General features: G+C 54.9%; 18 protein-coding genes. 16 read left to right on the forward strand and 2 right to left on the reverse strand.

Going from position 1 to position 18,596, the window contains the following annotated elements:
- Genes msbA through murB form a run of 6 tightly spaced genes read left to right on the forward strand, consistent with a single transcriptional unit; the run spans position 1 to position 5,370 of the window.
- Positions 1 to 1,737 carry a lipid A export permease/ATP-binding protein MsbA gene (msbA, locus tag MLE19_RS02795; RefSeq protein ID WP_240716544.1) on the forward strand — a complete coding sequence of 579 codons (1,737 nt, stop codon included), beginning with the start codon at positions 1 to 3 and terminating at the stop codon, positions 1,735 to 1,737.
- Positions 1,734 to 2,762, forward strand: coding sequence for a tetraacyldisaccharide 4'-kinase (lpxK, locus tag MLE19_RS02800; protein WP_240716545.1), 1,029 nt, complete (start codon positions 1,734 to 1,736; stop codon positions 2,760 to 2,762). The genes msbA and lpxK overlap by 4 nt, the downstream gene beginning before the upstream one ends.
- A gap of 13 nt (positions 2,763 to 2,775) precedes the next feature.
- Entirely contained in the window at positions 2,776 to 3,021 is a 246-nt protein-coding gene (locus tag MLE19_RS02805; RefSeq protein WP_240716546.1) for a Trm112 family protein, read from the forward strand.
- Positions 3,021 to 3,827: a 3-deoxy-manno-octulosonate cytidylyltransferase gene (kdsB, locus tag MLE19_RS02810; RefSeq protein ID WP_240716547.1), complete on the forward strand. Its 807-nt coding sequence runs from the start codon at positions 3,021 to 3,023 to the stop codon at positions 3,825 to 3,827. The genes MLE19_RS02805 and kdsB overlap by 1 nt, the downstream gene beginning before the upstream one ends.
- A 60-nt stretch (positions 3,828 to 3,887) precedes the next feature.
- Positions 3,888 to 4,352: a low molecular weight protein-tyrosine-phosphatase gene (locus tag MLE19_RS02815; RefSeq protein ID WP_240716548.1), complete on the forward strand. Its 465-nt coding sequence runs from the start codon at positions 3,888 to 3,890 to the stop codon at positions 4,350 to 4,352.
- Positions 4,353 to 4,362: 10 nt separating this feature from the next.
- Positions 4,363 to 5,370 carry a UDP-N-acetylmuramate dehydrogenase gene (gene murB / locus MLE19_RS02820; RefSeq protein WP_240716817.1) on the forward strand — a complete coding sequence of 336 codons (1,008 nt, stop codon included), beginning with the start codon at positions 4,363 to 4,365 and terminating at the stop codon, positions 5,368 to 5,370.
- An 81-nt stretch (positions 5,371 to 5,451) separates the two neighbouring features.
- On the opposite strand, the gene rne is transcribed toward murB, so the two are convergent.
- Positions 5,452 to 8,805 (reverse strand): ribonuclease E, encoded by a 3,354-nt coding sequence (rne, locus tag MLE19_RS02825; protein WP_240716549.1) that lies wholly within the window; start codon positions 8,803 to 8,805, stop codon positions 5,452 to 5,454.
- 724 nt (positions 8,806 to 9,529) lie between these two features.
- On the opposite strand from rne, the gene MLE19_RS02830 reads away from it, so the two are divergent.
- Genes MLE19_RS02830 through sppA form a run of 3 tightly spaced genes read left to right on the forward strand, consistent with a single transcriptional unit; the run spans position 9,530 to position 12,217 of the window.
- Complete coding sequence (locus tag MLE19_RS02830; RefSeq protein ID WP_240716550.1) at positions 9,530 to 10,471, forward strand: RluA family pseudouridine synthase; 942 nt, start codon at positions 9,530 to 9,532, stop codon at positions 10,469 to 10,471.
- 27 nt (positions 10,472 to 10,498) lie between these two features.
- Positions 10,499 to 11,149: an HAD-IA family hydrolase gene (locus tag MLE19_RS02835; RefSeq protein ID WP_240716551.1), complete on the forward strand. Its 651-nt coding sequence runs from the start codon at positions 10,499 to 10,501 to the stop codon at positions 11,147 to 11,149.
- A 27-nt stretch (positions 11,150 to 11,176) separates the two neighbouring features.
- The gene (sppA, locus tag MLE19_RS02840) at positions 11,177 to 12,217 is read left to right on the forward strand and encodes a signal peptide peptidase SppA (RefSeq protein ID WP_240716552.1); all 1,041 of its coding nucleotides are present in this window, start codon (positions 11,177 to 11,179) and stop codon (positions 12,215 to 12,217) included.
- 24 nt (positions 12,218 to 12,241) lie between these two features.
- On the opposite strand, the gene MLE19_RS02845 is transcribed toward sppA, so the two are convergent.
- On the reverse strand, positions 12,242 to 12,859 hold the full coding sequence (locus MLE19_RS02845) for a Maf family protein (protein ID WP_240716818.1): 618 nt from the start codon (positions 12,857 to 12,859) through the stop codon (positions 12,242 to 12,244).
- A 220-nt stretch (positions 12,860 to 13,079) separates the two neighbouring features.
- On the opposite strand from MLE19_RS02845, the gene MLE19_RS02850 reads away from it, so the two are divergent.
- The 7 genes from MLE19_RS02850 to fabF all read left to right on the forward strand — a co-directional run bounded on the left by MLE19_RS02850 (position 13,080) and on the right by fabF (position 18,591).
- Complete coding sequence (locus tag MLE19_RS02850; protein ID WP_240716553.1) at positions 13,080 to 13,610, forward strand: YceD family protein; 531 nt, start codon at positions 13,080 to 13,082, stop codon at positions 13,608 to 13,610.
- A gap of 36 nt (positions 13,611 to 13,646) precedes the next feature.
- Positions 13,647 to 13,817 carry a 50S ribosomal protein L32 gene (gene rpmF, locus MLE19_RS02855; protein WP_008956805.1) on the forward strand — a complete coding sequence of 57 codons (171 nt, stop codon included), beginning with the start codon at positions 13,647 to 13,649 and terminating at the stop codon, positions 13,815 to 13,817.
- 43 nt (positions 13,818 to 13,860) lie between these two features.
- Positions 13,861 to 14,910 carry a phosphate acyltransferase PlsX gene (plsX, locus tag MLE19_RS02860; RefSeq protein ID WP_240716554.1) on the forward strand — a complete coding sequence of 350 codons (1,050 nt, stop codon included), beginning with the start codon at positions 13,861 to 13,863 and terminating at the stop codon, positions 14,908 to 14,910.
- Positions 14,911 to 15,041: 131 nt separating this feature from the next.
- A complete protein-coding gene (gene fabD, locus MLE19_RS02865) occupies positions 15,042 to 16,001 on the forward strand; it encodes an ACP S-malonyltransferase (protein WP_240716555.1) in 960 nt (319 codons plus the stop codon).
- A gap of 57 nt (positions 16,002 to 16,058) precedes the next feature.
- A complete protein-coding gene (gene fabG, locus MLE19_RS02870) occupies positions 16,059 to 16,802 on the forward strand; it encodes a 3-oxoacyl-ACP reductase FabG (protein WP_240716556.1) in 744 nt (247 codons plus the stop codon).
- Between the two features lie 124 nt (positions 16,803 to 16,926).
- Positions 16,927 to 17,160, forward strand: coding sequence for an acyl carrier protein (gene acpP / locus MLE19_RS02875; RefSeq protein ID WP_008956801.1), 234 nt, complete (start codon positions 16,927 to 16,929; stop codon positions 17,158 to 17,160).
- A gap of 192 nt (positions 17,161 to 17,352) precedes the next feature.
- A complete protein-coding gene (gene fabF / locus MLE19_RS02880) occupies positions 17,353 to 18,591 on the forward strand; it encodes a beta-ketoacyl-ACP synthase II (RefSeq protein ID WP_240716557.1) in 1,239 nt (412 codons plus the stop codon).
- Positions 18,592 to 18,596: the final 5 nt, after the last annotated feature.

Raw genomic sequence — 18,596 nt, forward strand, 5'->3', positions numbered from 1 at the left:
GTGACTGATTCAGGTTGGGGTATTTACAAGCGGTTATTGGGCTATGTTAAGCCGCATTGGCGTGCTTTCGCGCTAGCGGTGGTGGGGTTTGTGGTGTACGCCGCGTCGAGTACGGCGCTGGCGGAAATGATGAAGCGACTGATTGATGGCATTCAAAATCCCGATGCGGCCTTCCGGCTATTTTTACCGCTATTTGTGATTATTATGTTTTCAGCTCGAGGGCTAGGTACTTTTTTAAGTACCTATTTCATGGCCTATGTGGGGCGCTATGTCATTCATACCCTGCGCTGCGATGTCTTTGCCCATCTGCTCCATTTACCCGGCCGATTTTTTGACCACCACTCCAGCGGCCAACTGGTATCGCGAGTCACCTACCACGTCGAGCAAGTCGCAGGAGCGGCCACTAAGGCTGTGACCATTATCCTTCGTGAGGGTCTGTTCGTTATCGGGCTGGTGCTCTATCTGCTCTGGACCAATTGGATGTTAACGCTGCTATTTTTAGGCGTGACGCCGATCATCGCCGTGGTGGTGAGCTACGTTAGTAAGCGGTTCAGGCGCATTTCAAAACGCATTCAGCACTCTATGGGTGATGTGACTCATATTGCGTCTGAAGCGCTCTCAGGCTATCGGGTAGTACGTACCCATGGCGCAGAAGATTATGAAAAGCAGCGCTTTGAGCGAGTAAGTGAAGAGAATCGTCGTCAAAGTATGAAAGAGGCCATGACCCGGGCGGTTAGCTCGCCGGTGATTCTGATGCTGGTGGCGATCTCTATGGCACTGCTGGTATGGCTGGCCATGGCCCCCTCGTTGATGGCTAACATGACGCCCGGGGAGTTCGTTGCGTTTATTACCGCGGCGGCGCTAATGATTAAGCCAGTGCGGCAATTAACCGAGATAAACGGTGAAATACAGAAAGGCCTAGCGGCTGCATCAGAGCTTTTTGGCCTGCTGGATATGACCCCTGAACAGGATAGTGGTAAGCGCATCGCCAGCCGTTTAAGCGGTGATGTCATCATTGATAATGTTAGCTTTCGCTACGCCGATGACCAACCTGAAGTGCTGCACGATATTAACCTTCGTCTCGCGCCGGGCGAGCTGGTCGCCATCGTTGGGCGCTCAGGAAGCGGCAAGTCCACACTGGTCAGTCTGTTACCCCGTTTCTACCGGCCCAGTCAAGGGAGCATCACCATTGATGGGATTAATATCGATGAGTACGCGCTTGGGCCACTGCGCCAGCAGATCGCGTTGGTCTCCCAGCAGGTGACGCTATTTAATGCCTCAATTGCCGATAACATTGCCTACGGGGTTACTGATCCTGACCCTCAGGCCATCCGAGCGGCTGCTGAAGCGGCTTATGCCCATGAGTTCATCGAAAAGCTCCCCAACGGCTATGAAACGACGGTAGGCGAAAACGGTGTAATGCTCTCCGGTGGGCAGCGCCAACGCCTTGCGATTGCCCGGGCTATCTTCAAAGATGCGCCGCTACTGGTGCTGGATGAGGCCACTTCAGCGCTGGATACTGAGTCGGAACGGTATATTCAAAAAGCACTGGAGCGGGTCTGTGAAGGCCGCACAACGCTAGTGATTGCGCACCGCTTGTCGACTATCGAGCGTGCCGACCGCATCATCGTGATGGATCAAGGACGAATTATTGAAGAGGGCCCCCACCAAACCTTGCTGGATGCCGATGGCGCCTACGCAGCACTGCATCAGTTGCAGTTCCAAGAAGCGCTATGACGTTGTCTAAAAGAGCGCTGCCAAAACGCTCACTGGCAGAGCGCTGGCTGCAAGGCGCCTATCAAGGGAGCCACTGGCTATGGCCGCTGAGGCCGTTAGGGGTGCTCTATCAATGGGGTATGGCCCGCCGTGAGCGCTCATACCTCCTCGGTGAGAAAAGCGCGTGGAAGGCCCCTGTGCCCGTTATCGTGGTCGGCAATATCACGCTAGGCGGCACCGGTAAGTCACCACTGGTGGCATGGTTAGCCAGTTGGCTTACGTCCCAAGGCTGGTCGCCAGGCATTGTTACCCGCGGCTATGGTGGAAAATCGTCGAACTATCCCTTATTTGTCACTGCCGACACTGACGTTGCTGAAAGCGGCGATGAACCCTTGATGCTGGCGCAGCAGACAGGGCTGCCGGTGGTAGCAGACCCCAAACGCGCCCGGGGAGCTCAGGCGTTAGTGGCGGCGGGGTGCGATATAATTCTGAGTGACGATGGCTTGCAGCACTTAGCGCTGGCGCGGGATATTGAGCTAGTCGTGGTTGATGGTGCCCGTGGCTTTGGTAATGGTCGCTGCTTGCCCGCCGGGCCGCTGCGCGAGTCATCCAGTCGGTTGCAGCGCGTTGATGCGGTGATCATTAACGGTGACTCATCTCAGCCGTTGCCGGTTGGCTCTGTCACCACGATGCAGTTAGCCCCGCAGTGCTGGCGCCGCTTAGCAGATGGCGCACGGTTTTCGCTCAATCCACTGCCGTTTACGCTACCGGTACATGCGGTAGCGGGTATTGGCAATCCCGAGCGCTTTTTTCGCACGCTTTCCGAGTTGGGGATCAGTGGTGACTGGCACCCGCTGGCAGATCATCAGCAGTACAGCGCTGAGGCGCTAAACTTTGCAGAGACCCGCCCAGTGATCATGACGGCCAAGGATGCGGTTAAATGTTACGCCCTGGCGCCACCGAATAGCTGGGTACTAGACGTGGAAGCCACGCTTCCACCCGAATTTGAGCACTGGCTGGCAGCGCGGCTGTCGGCAATTTCCTAAAGGAGACACGCTAATGGATAAGGAACTGCTGGCAATGCTAGTCTGCCCGTTGTGTAACGGTAAGCTGAAATATGATCGCGAAGCTCAAGAGCTGCGTTGTCATTACGATGGCTTAGCCTATCCCATCCACGAGGGTATCCCGGTGATGCTGCCAGAGGAAGCCCGTACCATGGATGCCGATGAAAAGCTGCACACGTCAACAGGTCGCTCGCCAGGAAGCACTCCGGGACATTCTCCAGGACGATCAGGAGGCGTTTAATGGCGTTTCCTGACTTCACTGTGCCTGACTTCACTGCCCCTGAGTTTACGGTGCCTGAATTTACAGTAGTCGTGCCCGCACGCTACGGCTCCACCCGTTTGCCCGGCAAACCACTGCTTGAGATTGCCGGGGAGCCAATGGTCGCCCACGTGTGGCGTCGCGCTTGCCAAAGCCACGCCAGCCGAGTGGTCGTAGCGACGGATGATAGCCGCATTCGTGATGCTATGTTGCCGTATGGTGCCGAAGTGATTATGACTCGCGACGATCACCCGTCGGGTACTGACCGCTTGGCCGAAGTAGCCGATATCTTGGCGCTGGCGGATGACGCGCTGCTGGTCAATGTGCAGGGCGATGAACCCTTAATCCCCCCCGCGTTGATTGATCAGGTTGCTTTGCGCTTAGCCGAGGACCCGGAGGCGTCTATATCCACCCTGGCTGAGCCGATTAACGATGTGGACACGCTGTTTAACCCAAACGTGGTAAAGGTCGTGCGTACGCTACAGGGCAGGGCGCTATATTTTTCACGGGCGCCTATTCCGTGGGATCGTGAGCAGTTCAAGGAGTCGCCTACGCTACTGGCAACCGATGCTTGGCTGCGTCATATCGGCTTGTATGCTTACCGCGCAAGCTTTCTAGCCGCCTACCGCGACTGGCCCGCCTCAAGCCTTGAACAGCTTGAGCAGCTCGAACAACTACGTGTGCTGCAGAATGGCCACATAATTCAGGTGGCTTTGGCCTGCGAAGTCAACCCTGCCGGGGTTGATACGGCTGAGGATCTAGCGCGGGTTCGGACGCTGCTTTCTTAGCCTGTTAGTAATGACGAGTGACGCGAGAGAGTTGTAAGAGGGTTGTAAAGGAGCGCTACTGTGAAAGTGTTATTTGTGTGTTTAGGCAATATTTGCCGCTCACCCACCGCCGAAGGCGTTTTTCGCCGTGCCCTGGAGCAAGCAGGGCTAGCCGACAAGGTTGAGATAGACTCCTGCGGTGTGGGTAGTTGGCATGTGGGCAAAGCGCCCGACGCGCGCGCCCAGCAGGCAGCTCTGCTGCGCGGTATCGATTTAAGCGATCTGTGTGCCCGTCAGTTAACGGAACAGGATTTTAATGATTTCGACTACGTGCTGGGTATGGATCAGGATAATTTGCGTGCCATGCGTGATCTAAAACCCGCCAATAGCCAAGCCCATGTTGGCCTGTTTTTGGACTTTGCCGGTACTCCCGGCGCCGAAGTGCCTGATCCTTATTATGGCGGCGATGAGGGCTTTGAAAACGTTTTGAATATGATTGAAGCTGCATCAGAAGGGCTGATTCAACAGCTAAAAAGTGGGCGCTGAAGTGGTGACTTTGAATCTGCAAGCTAATGTCGATTTAACCCACGCCAATACGCTGCGCCTGCCTTGCCAAGCCACGCATTTTGCCGCGCCCGCCACACTGTCCGAATTGCGCGCAGTACTCGCCCATGCTCACCACCAGAACTGGCCAGTTACGCTGCTTGGCGGTGGCAGTAATGTGCTGCTGCCAGACAAGTTGTCGGGCGTGGCAGTACGGCCTGCTTTGAACCAGTGGTGGCTTACTCGGCGGCAGGGAAGCGTTTATGTACATGTAGGGGCCGGCGTTAATTGGCATAGCTTGGTAATGGCGACGGCCGAGCTCGGTTTATGGGGTATTGAAAATTTGGCGCTGATTCCAGGCAGTTGTGGTGCGGCACCGGTGCAGAATATTGGTGCCTACGGCGTTGAGCTTGCCGATACGCTGCAAGCGGTACAGGTCATGGAGCTTGCTACGGGCCGTTCATACTGGTTGAGCGCACAGGAGTGTGCCTTTGGTTACCGTGACAGTATTTTTAAAGGCTCACTTAACGGTCGCGTAGTGATCACCCAGTTGGTCTTGCGCCTTTCACGTGTGCCCGCGCCACAGCTTGATTATGGCGACCTGGCAGCACGATTGTCACATACGCCCACTCCCTGGGAAGTTGCTGAAGCGGTATGTGCCATTCGCCGCGAGAAGTTGCCTGATCCTGAGGTGCTTGCCAATGCGGGAAGTTACTTCAAAAATCCACTGATAAAAGATGCACAAGCAGCGCAGTTGTTGCGCGAATATCCCGCCATGCCCCATTTCCCACTCAAGGATGGGCACACCAAACTAGCAGCCGGTTGGTTAATAGATCAGTGCGGATTGAAGGGGATGCGCGACGGCGCTTTCGGGGTGCACCAGCATCAAGCGCTTGTGCTGGTGCATTTTGGCGGTGGTGACCGCCAGGGCTTAATGAATACAGCCAGCTATATCGCCGCTCAAGTAGAAACTCGCTTTGGCGTGCGCTTAGAGTCAGAGCCGCGCTTAATTAACGCTTAACCAGCTGACTAGGCCCACACAAGCCATAACGCAAAATCCCCGCCGAGGCGGGGATTTTGGTTACTGCAACACGCGTCCGATTTACTCGGAGTGAGTGTCTTGCTGCGCTTGTTTACGTTTTTCACGCGGGTCATTGTGAGCCCGGGTGCGACGACGCCGTGGTTTGGGGGTGCTGTCATCGTTAATCGCTTCTGCGGGCGCTTCAGCAGGCGTTTCAGTCGAGGTTTCAACACGTGCTTCGCTAGCGACTGGCTGAGGCTCTACGTCAGTTGTAGAGGCTTCCGTCGGCGCTAACGCTTGTTCGCCGCTCGTTTGCTTTTGCGGTGCAGCGCTTTGCTCTTCAGTGCCGTGTTTTAGCTCACTGCTGGACGGCTCTTTTATTGAAGAGGCGGGGGCGACGCTGTCAGAAACACTCGAAGCTTCTGTTTGCTGAGGCGTTTCCAGGGCATCAGTTGATGCTGCGGGCTGCACCTCTTCGCTGTGATACTTATCTGCATCGGTGAAAGGTGTTGAAGAGGAGGGCTCTTCACCGATTGCAGCTGAATTGACAGCGCTACCGTTGCCTGTAGTCGGTTCGATCGCTTCAGGCGCTACCGCTTCGCTATCACTGGGACGACTATCGATAGCCTGCTCTGTTTCAGCAGGCGTTGTGCTGGCCTCAACTACTTCTGGTTTCGCTTTAGGCTCAGACTCGGCCTCGGCCACTTCAGCGACGGTTGACGGCTTAGAGTCATTGCTTGCAGTGGCAGCTTGTTCCTGCTCACCGGTGTCAGTCGTTGGCTCTTGCGCTTCTGCTGCCACGGGCGCCGCTTTAGGCTGACGGCGCTGATGCGTCGATTTGCGCGCTTTAGCGTTCTCCGCCGCCGGGCGATCAGCGGTGGTGGCGTTGTCAGCTTGCTCAGACGTTTCGGCACTGCTGTGTGCCTCTGCCTCTGGCTGAGTAACATCAGCGGGTCCCGTGTCAGTTTTTGCAGCGTCAGCTGTAGCCGGCACTTCTGACTTAAGCGCTTCTGCTGCCGGTGCTTGAGCCTCAGGCGTTTCAACTGCTGGTTCAGCAGGGGCTTCAACTGGCGCTTCCGCCTGCAGCTTCAACTGCTCGGCTTCTGCTTGAGGATTGAGCGCCTGGGTGCGCGTGCGGTTACGCGGGTTGTTACGCGTACGTTTCGGCTTGCCGTCGTCTGGTGCAGCTTCCGGCTGTTTGGCTGACTCTTCGCGCTGAGTGTCGCTGCCATTATCGCGACGTGGCTCTTTCTGCGCAGCACTTTTGCTGTTATTCCCCTCTTTGGCTGAGCTGTCAGCCTGAGCCTCTTTACGAGGCGCTTTATTAGCCGTCTCTTGACCGTTGGCATCGTCTTGCTGGGGGTGACGACGACGATTTCGGGTGCGGCTGGGGCCGCTACGCTTATCGCTATTATCATCACTGGCTGCACGCGATGAACCGCTGCGCTGCTCGGCTTTTGGCTCAGCTTTCTGCTCAGTTTTTTGTTCAGCTCTTTGCTCGGCTCTTTGTTCAGTTCTGGCACTGCTATCGTTGCGCGATTCGTTACGGCCAGTATTGTCGCCGCGCTCGCCACGTGACGACTTCTGCCGCGACTCGTTGCTGCGCTGATTGGTTTTGCGTTCGCTTGGCTTACGCGGCGCAGGCGTTTCAACCTTCGGTTCTGGTGCGGTCTCGGCACTGCTTTCGTCGCTGCCTAATAGCTTGGCGAAGCCGCGCATAAAGCGACCTAAGACGCTCGGTTGCTCGCTGGCCACCGGTGTGGCTTTGGCCGTAGGTGCCGGTGAAGCAGCTGGCGCTTTCTCTTCGGTTTGTAGTGATGCCGGAGCGGGAGCATTGTGCGTAACGCTTTTCACCGCTGCTTCTGCGCGTTGAGCAGGGGGAACAAAGCTGGGCGTTGGCTCTTTGCCTACTTCGGTATCGGTGGAGAGTTCGAAGCTTGAAAGGCTTTGGGTATCATCTTCATCCAGATGATCGTCGCGTAGACGCTGAACGTCGTAGTGCGGCGTGTCCATGTCAGGGTTGGGCAGCAGTACCACACGTACACCCTGGCGTGACTCAAGATCCGCCAATACACTGCGTTTTTCGTTCAGCAGGTAAGTGGCGACTGGTACCGGCAGAATGGCGCGAATCTGTGCGCTATTCTCTTTCATGGCCTCTTCTTCAATCAGACGCATGATCGATAGGGAGAGCGAGCGTACATCGCGGATAGTGCCTTGACCATTACAGCGCGGGCAGACCACGCCACTGGTTTCACCCAGTGAGGGGCGCAGGCGCTGGCGGGACATTTCCATCAAGCCAAAGCGTGAAATGCGACCGATCTGTACCCGTGCGCGGTCTAGCTTGAGAGCATCGCGCATGCGGTTTTCAACTTCACGCTGGTTGCGCGCAGGCCCCATGTCGATGAAGTCTATAACGACTAAGCCGCCGATATCGCGCAGGCGTAGCTGACGGGCGATTTCATCCGCAGCTTCAGAGTTGGTTTGTAGGGCGGTTTCTTCAATATCACTACCGCGGGTAGCTCGCGCGGAGTTGATATCGATAGAGACCAGAGCCTCGGTGTGATCGATAACGATCGAGCCGCCGGAAGGCAGTTTTACTTCGCGCTGATAGGCTGTTTCGATTTGCGATTCGATCTGGAAGCGCGAGAACAGCGGTACTTCGTCCGCGTAGAGTTTGATCTTCTGCTGATACGAGGGCATCACCTGGCGAATAAAGCCTAGCGCCTCGGCATGAATCTCAGGGCTGTCGATCAATACTTCGCCAATGTCCTGGCGTAGGTAGTCGCGCATGGCCCGGATGATGACGTTGGATTCACGATAGATCAGGAACGGAGCAGGGCGCTTCGCAGCTTCCATGGTGATGGATTCCCAGACCTGAACCAAGTAGTCGAGATCCCACTGTAACTCTTCTGGGTTACGACCAATGCCTGCGGTGCGTACGATCAAGCCCATTTTGTCAGGTACGGTCAATTGACCCATGGCATCTTTGAGCTGACTACGCTCGTCGCCTTCAATCCGGCGAGAAATACCACCCGCACGCGGGTTGTTGGGCATTAATACCAAAAAGCGACCCGCCAGACTAACAAAGGTGGTTAACGCGGCGCCTTTATTGCCACGCTCTTCCTTATCAACCTGAACGATGACCTCTTGGCCCTCTTTAAGTACTTCTTTAATGCTAGGACGTCCAGAAACGTCTTTTACAAAGTACTCTTTAGAGATCTCTTTGAGTGGCAAAAAACCGTGGCGGTCAGCGCCGTAATCGACAAAGGCAGCTTCAAGCGAGGGTTCTACGCGGGTAATTTTACCGCGATAGATATTGGCTTTTTTCTGTTCTCGAGCGCCGGATTCGATATCCAAATCGTACAGGCGTTGTCCATCAACCAAAGCGACGCGCAGCTCTTCGGGCTGTGTCGCATTAATAAGCATCCGTTTCATGTTGTCTCGCATAGCGTTGCGTGCCGGCGAACTGCCTAGGGGGTGACGTAGGCGAACCGCTGGGTGCTGCGTGCTTGTGCTCGGCGCATTGCAATGCTGACGCGTCAAGCCGGGAAGGCGTCATCGCCAACCCGGCCAATAGGGCGTTGAGTACGTGGCGGAGGCAGGACGTGTTCCGGTGGTTGTCACGTCCATCCGGCCCTGCTGACACCGCCAACACCTGGCATTCATCGATTCACCAACGCCGGCCACCGGCACAGCGTTGAACTTGTCGCTCGGAGTCAGTCAGCGCCTTGTGACGAGAAAGGAGGGGCTGCTCAGAGCGTGGCGTTGTTTAGTTACTGCCTGCCGTTGAGGGCTAGGCTTACTTTCATCTGCCGGCATAAAAACGGGCGGCAGAGTTACTGCATTTTTAAGATCAGATTTTGATACGCTAAAACGGGCAATGCGTACACTGGTGCCGTTTTTCTGCTCAGGCCTGCGTGTTAGTCGGGCAGGCGCATTAACCAAGCTCAGCGTTGATGCTTTCTGCTAACAAATTTAACCAATTAGCTATTTATCAGCTAGTCGCTAGCGCTAGACAAGAAAGCTTTCTGCGCTTGGCTGGTGAACGTTTTGGAATATAACAGTAAAGACAACGACCAGCAATTGACGCAATGCCCTTGGGTCTACGCTAGAATGCCGTTTTTAGCTGATGTCACAGGATCACAAGGAGTAAGCGGTAATGTCCGAAGGGCGTGAAGTGCAGTGGGTGGATATCGCCCCGGAGCAAGCAGGGCAGCGAATTGATAATTTTCTCATGACGCGTCTTAAAGGTGCACCAAGAGCACTTATCTATCGCATTGTGCGTAAGGGGGAGGTGCGCGTTAATAAAAAGCGCGTAAAGGTTGATTACCGCTTACAGGCAGGCGATTTAGTCCGCGTACCTCCACTGCGCCTAGCGCCTCGCGAGGCGGTTAAGGAAGTCAGCGATAATTTACGCGATCTATTAGTAGGCAGCGTTATTATGGAAGGCCCGGATTGGATGGTGCTCAACAAGCCTTCCGGGTTGGCGGTGCATGGCGGCAGTGGGGTTAAAATTGGCTTGATCGAGGCACTGCGTCAGGTGCGCGACGATCTGAGCTTTTTAGAGCTGGTTCATCGTCTGGATCGCGATACGTCGGGCTGTTTGCTGCTGGCTAAATCCCGCGATTCACTGGTCACGCTTAATGAGTCACTGAAGAAGCACGGCATGGACAAGCGCTATTTAGCGTTGGTCAGTGGACGTTGGCCAGCACGCAAAACCTATGAGAGCGCTCGCTTGGACCGTTTTGATGCGGGCAATGGTGAGCGCCGAGTACGTGTCGACCCCAATGGGAAAGTGTCCCGCACGCATTTTTCAGTGGTCGAAACGTTTGAAAAAGTCACCTTGATCGAAGCTGAGCCGGTAACAGGCCGCACGCACCAAATCCGCGTTCATGCCGCCCATGCCGGGCATGCCCTGTTAGGTGACGACAAGTACGCTACCCGCGAAAGCGGTTTTCTGACCAAGCAGTTGGGCTTGGGGCGGCTGTTTTTGCATGCTCGTGCGTTAACCTTTCCAGAGCCTGGTAATGGTCGTCCGGTCACCGTTAAGGCGCCATTGCCAGAAGCCTTGGAAGAGACCCTTAATCGCGCCCGTCGATAACTCGCCCTTCGTTAATAAGGAACTGCCGTGCAGTACGAGCTGATTATATTTGATTGGGACGGAACCTTGATGGACTCGGTGCCGCGGATTGTATCTTGCATGCAGGCGGCCGCTCTGGAGGCCGAGTGGGGTGAGCTTTCGGCCGCTGAAGTAGAGGATATTATTGGTTTAGGCTTGCCTGAGGCGATCGCGCAGCTTTGCCCGGGGATTTTGCCTGCTCAGGCTGAGCGGCTTCGCGAGCGCTATTCACACCACTTTGTGACGGCGGATGCTACACCGATGCTGTTTTTCCCAGGGGTAGAAGCGCAGGTCGCCCGTTTGCTTAGCCGTGAACACCAGCGGTTGGCGGTTGCGACAGGTAAAAGTCGTCGCGGTTTAGACCGCGTTTTTGCTGAGACCGGCAGTGGTGACTGGTTTCATGCCAGTCGAACCGCCGATGAAACCCGTTCGAAGCCGCACCCACAAATGCTTTCAGAGCTACTGGCAGAGCTGGAGGTGCCCGTCGAGCGGGCGGTGATGGTCGGCGATACGGAGTACGATCTGGAAATGGCGCGCGCGATCGGTATGGATCGAATAGGCGTGACTTATGGCGTGCATGCGCCAGAGCGTTTGGCACTAAGCCGCCCCAAGTGGCTCGTGCATAGCGTTGATGAGCTTTTTGTCCGTTTATACGGTTAAGCTGCCTGAGGTTATAAGGAATATTACATGAGTGATGATCGCTGGACAGAAGGACCTGAAGTTTCATCAGGCAGCGTTGACCCCATCCCGGGGGCAGCCAGTGACGATGCCGAAACCCTGCGCGAACGTCAGCGGCTAGCGCAGCTTGAGATGATGGATCACTGGATAGGGGGCGTGTTAACAGAGCAGCGGCGCACTCGACGCTGGAAGCTGTTTTTTCGACTGATGACGCTGGCTATTGTACTGGCAGCCCTCTTTACCACCTTTTATAGCCTGTTTTGGGACTCTTCTGATGTCACGGCACCTACCCAGCGTCATTTGGGTATTGTGAACGTAAGTGGCGTGATTGCCAGTGACTCACCGGCCAACGCTGAGCGCGTCATTCGCGGCTTAAATCGTGCTTGGGAAGCGGAAAGCGCTGCGGCTGTTGTGCTACACATTAATAGTCCTGGTGGTAGTCCGGTGCAATCTCAGCGTATTTATGCGGAAATTATGCGTCTGCGCGAACAGGGCGATAAGCCCATTATTGCTGTGATTGAAGATATCGGTGCCAGCGGTGCTTATTATATTGCCGCGGCCGCGGACGAAATTGTTGCATCGCCTGTGAGTCTGGTGGGCTCTATCGGGGTTATCTACGCAGGTTTTGGGTTTGAGGAGGCGATAGGGCGCATTGGTGTCGAGCGGCGTGTGGTAACTGCGGGTGAGAACAAAGCCTTTTTAGACCCGTTCCAGCCCTTGGATGAAGAGGCTGAGGCGTTTTGGCAGGGTGTGTTGAACCAAACTCATCGTCAGTTTATCGATGATGTGCGCGCTGGGCGGGGCGAACGGCTGAGTGATAGTCCAGATGTCTTTTCGGGCCTGGTCTGGAGTGGAGAGCAGAGTATGGAGTTAGGTCTGATTGACCAGTTGGGCAGTCTCGAACAGCTGTCACGTGAGCGAGTGGGTAACACTGACTGGGTAGACTACACGCCGAGCCTTGATGCATTTGAGCGCCTGACAAGGCGGTTTGCTCAGCTTGCTGCCGAGGTGTTGGGGGTAAGCTCACCCAACACCCCGCTCCGCTTTTAGATCCTAGGCATTATTTCCGGTTAATCAGGATGCGCCAAGCGGGTCCAGCCCTGCTTGGCGCAACATGTCGCAGAGTGCAATCAGGGGTAGGCCAATCAGTGCGTTAGGGTCGCGGCCTTCCAGCTTCTCAAACAGCGCAATGCCTAAGCCTTCCATTCGAAAGCTGCCAGCACTATCGAGTGGCTGCTCTTTAGCCACGTAGTTATCAATCTCCTGAGTGCTTAACGTACGAAACACGACCTCGAAGGGTTCGACATGGACTTGGTGGCGCTGACTGCGTGTATCCAGTAGCGCTAAACCGGTCAGGAAAGTCACGCGTTGGCCAGAGAAGCGGGCTAGGTTGGCGCGAGCCTTCTCCATCGTGTGTGGCTTACCAAGAATATCGCCTTCAAATACCGCGACTTGGTCAGAGCCTATAATGCAGTGGTGGGGATAATGCGCTGCGACGGCGTTGGCTTTGCTCAGCGCGAGGCGATGAACCAAGCCGTTGGGAGTTTCCCCGGGGTGAGGTGTTTCGTCGATATCAGGTGAGTGGCACTGGTAAGGAAGTTGTAGGCGATCCAATAGCTCGCGCCGCGAACGTGAGCTGGAAGCCAGTATCAGCGCTGCAGTGGATGTTTGGTTGCTAGAAGGCTCGGTCATTGATGTGGTCACAAATAAACTCCTGGCGGCGTGTGTCACGAATGCAACGACAAAGCAGTAGAGTGTAGCGAAAGCGACTAAACATGCCTATGCCGGTTGTTTATTGAGCTCAATATTGAGCGTTTAATGACCTCTATGCAGTTTATTTGGTGAGGATGGTATGAAGAATTGCACTGACGGCTTTGACACCAGCAGGGGGAGTGCCTATCATTGCGCGCCTATGTTGACCTCACAACTCCCCAGCCGGGTTGAGCCTTATAAGCTTGCAGCCCGCCACGAACGAATCGAAGGCTTGGTAGCGCTTGATAAGCTGCCACGTCTTGCCGAAGAAGCGGGTATCCAAACTGGCGACTGTCATGTCGTGCTTGAGTTTGGCGTCGATGCTCAAGGTCGTCGTGAAATTCGTGGCCACTTGCAAGCGACGTTGGCGCTTGCCTGCCGACGCTGCCTGGTGCCGCTGCCTCAACAGGTGAGCAGTGACTTCTTGCTTGGAATGGTCACTGACGAAGCCTTAGCGGCCGAGCTGCCTGCTAGTCATGAACCGGTGCTGGTGGAAAAGGAACAGCTGGATCTTTTGACGGTGGTTGAGGATGAGTTGATTCTTAGCCTGCCTCAAGTGGTCTATCACGATGAAGCCGAATGTCATGTCTCGGCGGAGCAGCTGGTCAGCAAAACAGAAGGCGCGGCGCCAGAAACAACGCCAGCGACGAACCCTTTCGCGGTGCTAAATGTCTTGAAAGGCAAAAAGTAAGCACCCTTTACCTTAAATACCTTGGAGTAAACCCCCATGGCAGTTCAACAGAACCGTAAAACTCGTTCCAAGCGCGGCATGCGTCGTAGCCACGATGCGCTAACCGCGCCGACCTTGTCTCAGGACAAAGAAACGGGTACGACTCACCTGCGTCACCACATTTCGCCGGACGGTTTCTACCGTGGTCGTAAAGTGATTGAGGTATAAGCCTCAATTGCGTTACTAAGCGGCTAAACGGATTCAGTGCGGTATGCGCCTAGCGATTGATGTTATGGGGGGTGACCAAGGCCCTCATGCTATTATCGCAGGCTCCGCAAAGGCGGCGGTGGAACACCCCGGTCTTCAGCTGACTCTGTTTGGTCCGCGTCAGCGTATTATTGCTGAGATTTCACGCTTGCCGCAGCCTCTGGCTGCGGCAGCGTCGCGTTTGGTGCCGTGTGATGCGCCCGATAGTATTACACCGTCGACATCGGCAGCTTGGGCGTTGCGCAATGGGCACTCAACCAGCATGGTTCACATGCTGCGCAGTGTCGCTCAGGGCGAGGCGGCTGCCGGGGTGAGCGCCGGTAACACAGCGGCGCTTGTGGCCTTAGCAAGGCGTGAGTTGGGGATGATCGAGGGAATTTCGCGACCGGCTATCAGTACGGCGATTCCAGCACGCCAGGGGCGTCGCTGCTATCTGCTGGATCTGGGTGCCAATGTTGATTCCCCTGCCCACCGGCTGGTGGATTTTGCGCTAATGGGCGCTGCGATGGCGCAGTGTATTGACGGCACTGTTATGCCCCGTGTCGCGCTACTTAATGTCGGTGCAGAGGCGACCAAGGGAAGTGCCAGCGTTCGCGAAGCCGATCGTTTGCTACGCGAATATGCTAGTACTAGCCATGGTGCTTTCGATTACCAGGGCTATGCCGAAGGTGGCGATCTGTTTAAAGGTCAGTTCGATGTAGTGGTGTGCGACGGTTTTGTCGGTAATGCTGTGCTGAAAGCAAGCGAAGGTTTGACGAGTATGTTGGTTGAGCGCGTACAGATGGCGTTTGAGTCGCGCCTAAGTGGCCGTTTGGCAAGCCTACTGGCCAAGCCTGTGTTAAAGCGCTTAAAGAAAGAGCTTGATCCCGTACGTTATAATGGGGCCAGCTTGTTGGGCTTACGCGGCATCGTGGTGAAAAGTCACGGCAGTACTCATGCCGATGGTTTTTACTATGCTATTCAGCGTGCCCTTCAGGAAGTGGAACATAATTTACCTGCGCGGATCGCAGGCCGCTGGCAAGCGTCAGGAAGTGATCTTAATGGCGCGAGCTAGCCATGATTAGACAATAAAGAGTTATTTTTAAAGAATTATTTTTTGCGGGTTTATAGGTGGCATCAGGATGTGCCAATAATCTCGCCTATCGCTCATATGAGCAAATGCCTACAAGAGCAAAGGTGAACGACATGTCTCAACCCCTTGCCCTCATTTTCCCCGGGCAAGGCTCTCAGCAGCTAGGAATGCTGCGAGAGCTGGCCGAGCGCTATAGTGTGGTGGGAACGACATTTGAGGAAGCGTCGGATGCTTTGGGATACGACTTGTGGAAAGTCGTCCAAGAGGGTCCAGAAGCATCGCTTAATGCAACCGCGTGCACCCAGCCTGCACTGCTATCTGCCAGTATCGCTATTTGGCGCGTGTGGCAGGAGCTGGAAGGGCCACGGCCGACGGTAATGGCAGGCCATAGCCTGGGCGAGTACAGTGCTATGGTATGTGCTGGCGTCATGAGCTTTGCTGAAGGCGTTAACTTGGTGCGTTTGCGCGGAGAAGCCATGCAGGAAGCGGTGCCCGCGGGTGAAGGCGGTATGGCTGCGATCCTAGGTCTGGCAGACGATGCCGTTGAAGCTGCCTGCGAAAAGGCCGCTCAGGGTGATGTAGTATCTGCAGTGAATTACAACTCTCCAGGCCAGGTAGTCATAGCAGGCTCAAAAGCGGCCGTTGAGCGGGCCATCATTGCCTGCCAAGAGGCGGGTGCTAAACGCGCTATGGCCTTGCCCGTTTCTGTTCCTTCACACTGTGCGTTGATGCGCCCGGCAGCCGAGCGCCTGGCGGAAGCTATGCAGGCCATTGAGCTGCGCACGCCACGCTATAGTGTTATTCAAAATGTTGATGCCAAGGCCCATACCGATACAGCGACACTGCGTACAAGGCTGATCGAGCAGCTTTATCAGCCGGTACGCTGGAGTGCTTGTGTTGAGGCAATGGCGAGCCAAGGCGTTGAGGTATTTATTGAGTGCGGGCCAGGAAAGGTGTTGACTGGCCTCAATAAGCGTATCGTGAAGGGTAGTAAGGGGTTAGCGGTCAATGATCCTGATAGCCTGAATGCGGCGCTTGAGCTGGCGCGTGAAACGTTGGCTGATAAAGCGTGACCAAGGGTTGTTTTATTCCGCTATCCTTGATTGATTACACGGTTAGAGGCAGACGTTATGACGCAGGAAAGTAGAGTTGCTCTTGTCACTGGGGCAAGCCGCGGTATTGGGCAGGCCATTGCCTGCGAGCTTGGCCGTCAAGGTCGAATTGTTATTGGTACGGCGACTAGCGAGTCCGGTGCTGAGAAAATTGATGCTGATTTGAAAGCGAACGGCATTGAAGGGGCTGGCCTATGTCTAAACGTGACAGACCAAGCCAGCATCGATAGCGTGCTGAAAGCCATTACTGAGCGCTTTGGTGCGCCGACTATTTTGGTCAATAACGCCGGCATCACCCGTGACAACTTGCTGATGCGTATGAAAGAAGATGAGTGGGACTCTGTGATGGATACCAACTTAAAATCTGTCTATCGTGTAAGTAAAGCGTGTTTGCGGGGTATGACCAAGGCGCGTTTTGGGCGTATCGTGTCGATTAGTTCTGTGGTGGCAACCATGGGCAACCTGGGCCAAACGAACTATGCTGCAGCTAAAGCCGGTATGGAAGGGTTTAGCAGAGCTTTGGCGCGTGAGGTATCCTCACGTGCGATTACGGTGAATGCGGTGGCGCCCGGCTTTATTGCCACTGACATGACCGAGTCGCTGCCTGAAGCTCAGCACGACATGCTGCTTAAACAAATTCCGTTGGCTCGTTTAGGGGCCCCGGAAGAGATCGCCGCAGCGGTGGGCTTTTTGACCAGTGATGCAGCTGGATATATCACTGGCGAGACGCTTCACGTGAATGGCGGCATGAATATGCGTTGATGGCCTTGGGCTTGGCGGTTGCGTCGACCCAAGGGCGTCTATAAACTACCCCGCAGCTTTTGGCTTGCGGTTTCCAAATAGCTGGTTATCAAAAACGGCTAATGTGAACGACTGGAGTACGTTGATGAGTACTATTGAAGAGCGCGTTAAGAAAGTTGTAGCAGAGCGCCTGAACGTTAAAGAAGAAGACATCCAAAACAGCTCTTCTTTTACAGAAGACTTGGGTGCTGACTCGCTCGACACTGTTGAGCTCGTCATGGCTTTGGAAGAGGAATTCGATACTGAAATTCCTGATGAAGAAGCTGAGAAAATCACCACGGTTCAAGAAGCCATCGATTACGTGAACGCCCACCAGTAAGGGCTGCGTCGATGTATCGAACCTGGGTGGGGTGCTAGTCACCCGCCTTAAGAGCCGTCCTTTCGTAGGGCGGCTTTTTTGCTTTGCTGCCACAATGCTTATAACGTTCAATCTCCGTTATACTGTTGACCAAATTTAAGCAGCAAATGACCCAAGTGGGTCGCGTCACCATGGATGCCTGGAGGAAAGCTGATGGCACGGAAAAGGGTAGTGGTAACTGGGTTAGGCCTGGTGACCCCAGTGGGTAATAGCGTTGATGAGTCATGGGCCAACATTGTTGCCGGTAAAAGCGGTATTACACCTATCGAACATTTTGACACCAGCGGCTTTAATACCCGCTTTGGTGGATCGATTAAAAACTTTGATATAAGCCCGTACCTGAATCCTAAAGATGCCCGTAAAATGGATCTGTTTATTCAGTACGGTATGGCGGCGGGTGCCCAAGCGGTAGAAGATTCGGGTATCGAGTGTACTGAAGAGAATGCAGATCGCATCGGCGTGGCTATCGGCTCAGGCATCGGTGGTCTGCCCATGATCGAGCATAACCACAATGCACTCAATAAAGGCGGCGCACGTAAGGTATCGCCGTTCTTTGTGCCGGGCTCCATCATTAATATGATATCGGGCAATATGGCGATCCAGCACGGCTTCCGAGGCCCAAATATCGCGATTACAACGGCCTGTACCACGGGCACCCACAATATTGGATACAGCGCACGCACCATTGCCTACGGCGATGCTGACGTGATGATCTGTGGTGGAGCCGAAATGGCGACCACACCTTTAGGTTTGGGTGGCTTTTCCGCCGCTCGTGCCCTCTCTACGCGTAATGATGATCCAGAAGCGGCAAGCCGCCCATGGGACACAGACCGTGACGGCTTTGTGTTATCCGACGGTGCCGGTGTATTGGTGCTTGAAGAGTATGAACATGCCAAAGCGCGTGGCGCCAACATCTACGCCGAGCTGGTTGGCTTTGGTATGAGTGATGACGCTTACCACATGACATCGCCACCGGAAGATGGACGTGGTGCAGCGCTTTCTATGCGCAATGCAATCAAAGATGCCCAGATAGATGTTTCTAAGGTGCATTACATTAATGCACATGGCACATCTACGGCTGCAGGGGATTTGGCGGAAAGCCGCGCTATTGAAAACGTCTTAGGCGATGCCGCTGCTAACGTGGCAGTAAGCTCCACCAAGTCGATGATTGGCCACCTTTTGGGTGCAGCAGGCGCTGTAGAGGCAGTATTTTGTATTTTGGCAATACGCGATCAAGTCGCCCCCCCCACGATTAACCTGGATAACCCTCAGGAAGGCTGCAACCTGGATTATGTCCCCCACACGGCGAGGGATATGCGTATTGATATGACGCTTTCTAACTCGTTTGGCTTTGGTGGCACTAATGGCTCACTGCTGTTTAAAAAGGTGTAATGATT

Origin of the sequence: Vreelandella neptunia (genome assembly GCF_022489065.1) — a bacterium.
GTDB lineage: Bacteria > Pseudomonadota > Gammaproteobacteria > Pseudomonadales > Halomonadaceae > Vreelandella > Vreelandella neptunia_A.

What these genes read in the sequence shown, in the direction of transcription:
- lpxK (WP_240716545.1), top strand. Translation starts at nt 1,734, where the DNA reads ATGACGTTGTCTAAAAGAGCGCTGCCAAAACGCTCACTGGCAGAGCGC.
- MLE19_RS02805 (WP_240716546.1), top strand. Translation starts at nt 2,776, where the DNA reads ATGGATAAGGAACTGCTGGCAATGCTAGTCTGCCCGTTGTGTAACGGT.
- kdsB (WP_240716547.1), top strand. Translation starts at nt 3,021, where the DNA reads ATGGCGTTTCCTGACTTCACTGTGCCTGACTTCACTGCCCCTGAGTTT.
- rne (WP_240716549.1), bottom strand. Translation starts at nt 8,805, where the DNA reads ATGAAACGGATGCTTATTAATGCGACACAGCCCGAAGAGCTGCGCGTC.
- MLE19_RS02830 (WP_240716550.1), top strand. Translation starts at nt 9,530, where the DNA reads ATGTCCGAAGGGCGTGAAGTGCAGTGGGTGGATATCGCCCCGGAGCAA.
- sppA (WP_240716552.1), top strand. Translation starts at nt 11,177, where the DNA reads ATGAGTGATGATCGCTGGACAGAAGGACCTGAAGTTTCATCAGGCAGC.
- MLE19_RS02845 (WP_240716818.1), bottom strand. Translation starts at nt 12,859, where the DNA reads ATGACCGAGCCTTCTAGCAACCAAACATCCACTGCAGCGCTGATACTG.
- MLE19_RS02850 (WP_240716553.1), top strand. Translation starts at nt 13,080, where the DNA reads ATGTTGACCTCACAACTCCCCAGCCGGGTTGAGCCTTATAAGCTTGCA.
- rpmF (WP_008956805.1), top strand. Translation starts at nt 13,647, where the DNA reads ATGGCAGTTCAACAGAACCGTAAAACTCGTTCCAAGCGCGGCATGCGT.
- plsX (WP_240716554.1), top strand. Translation starts at nt 13,861, where the DNA reads ATGCGCCTAGCGATTGATGTTATGGGGGGTGACCAAGGCCCTCATGCT.
- fabD (WP_240716555.1), top strand. Translation starts at nt 15,042, where the DNA reads ATGTCTCAACCCCTTGCCCTCATTTTCCCCGGGCAAGGCTCTCAGCAG.
- fabG (WP_240716556.1), top strand. Translation starts at nt 16,059, where the DNA reads ATGACGCAGGAAAGTAGAGTTGCTCTTGTCACTGGGGCAAGCCGCGGT.
- acpP (WP_008956801.1), top strand. Translation starts at nt 16,927, where the DNA reads ATGAGTACTATTGAAGAGCGCGTTAAGAAAGTTGTAGCAGAGCGCCTG.
- fabF (WP_240716557.1), top strand. Translation starts at nt 17,353, where the DNA reads ATGGCACGGAAAAGGGTAGTGGTAACTGGGTTAGGCCTGGTGACCCCA.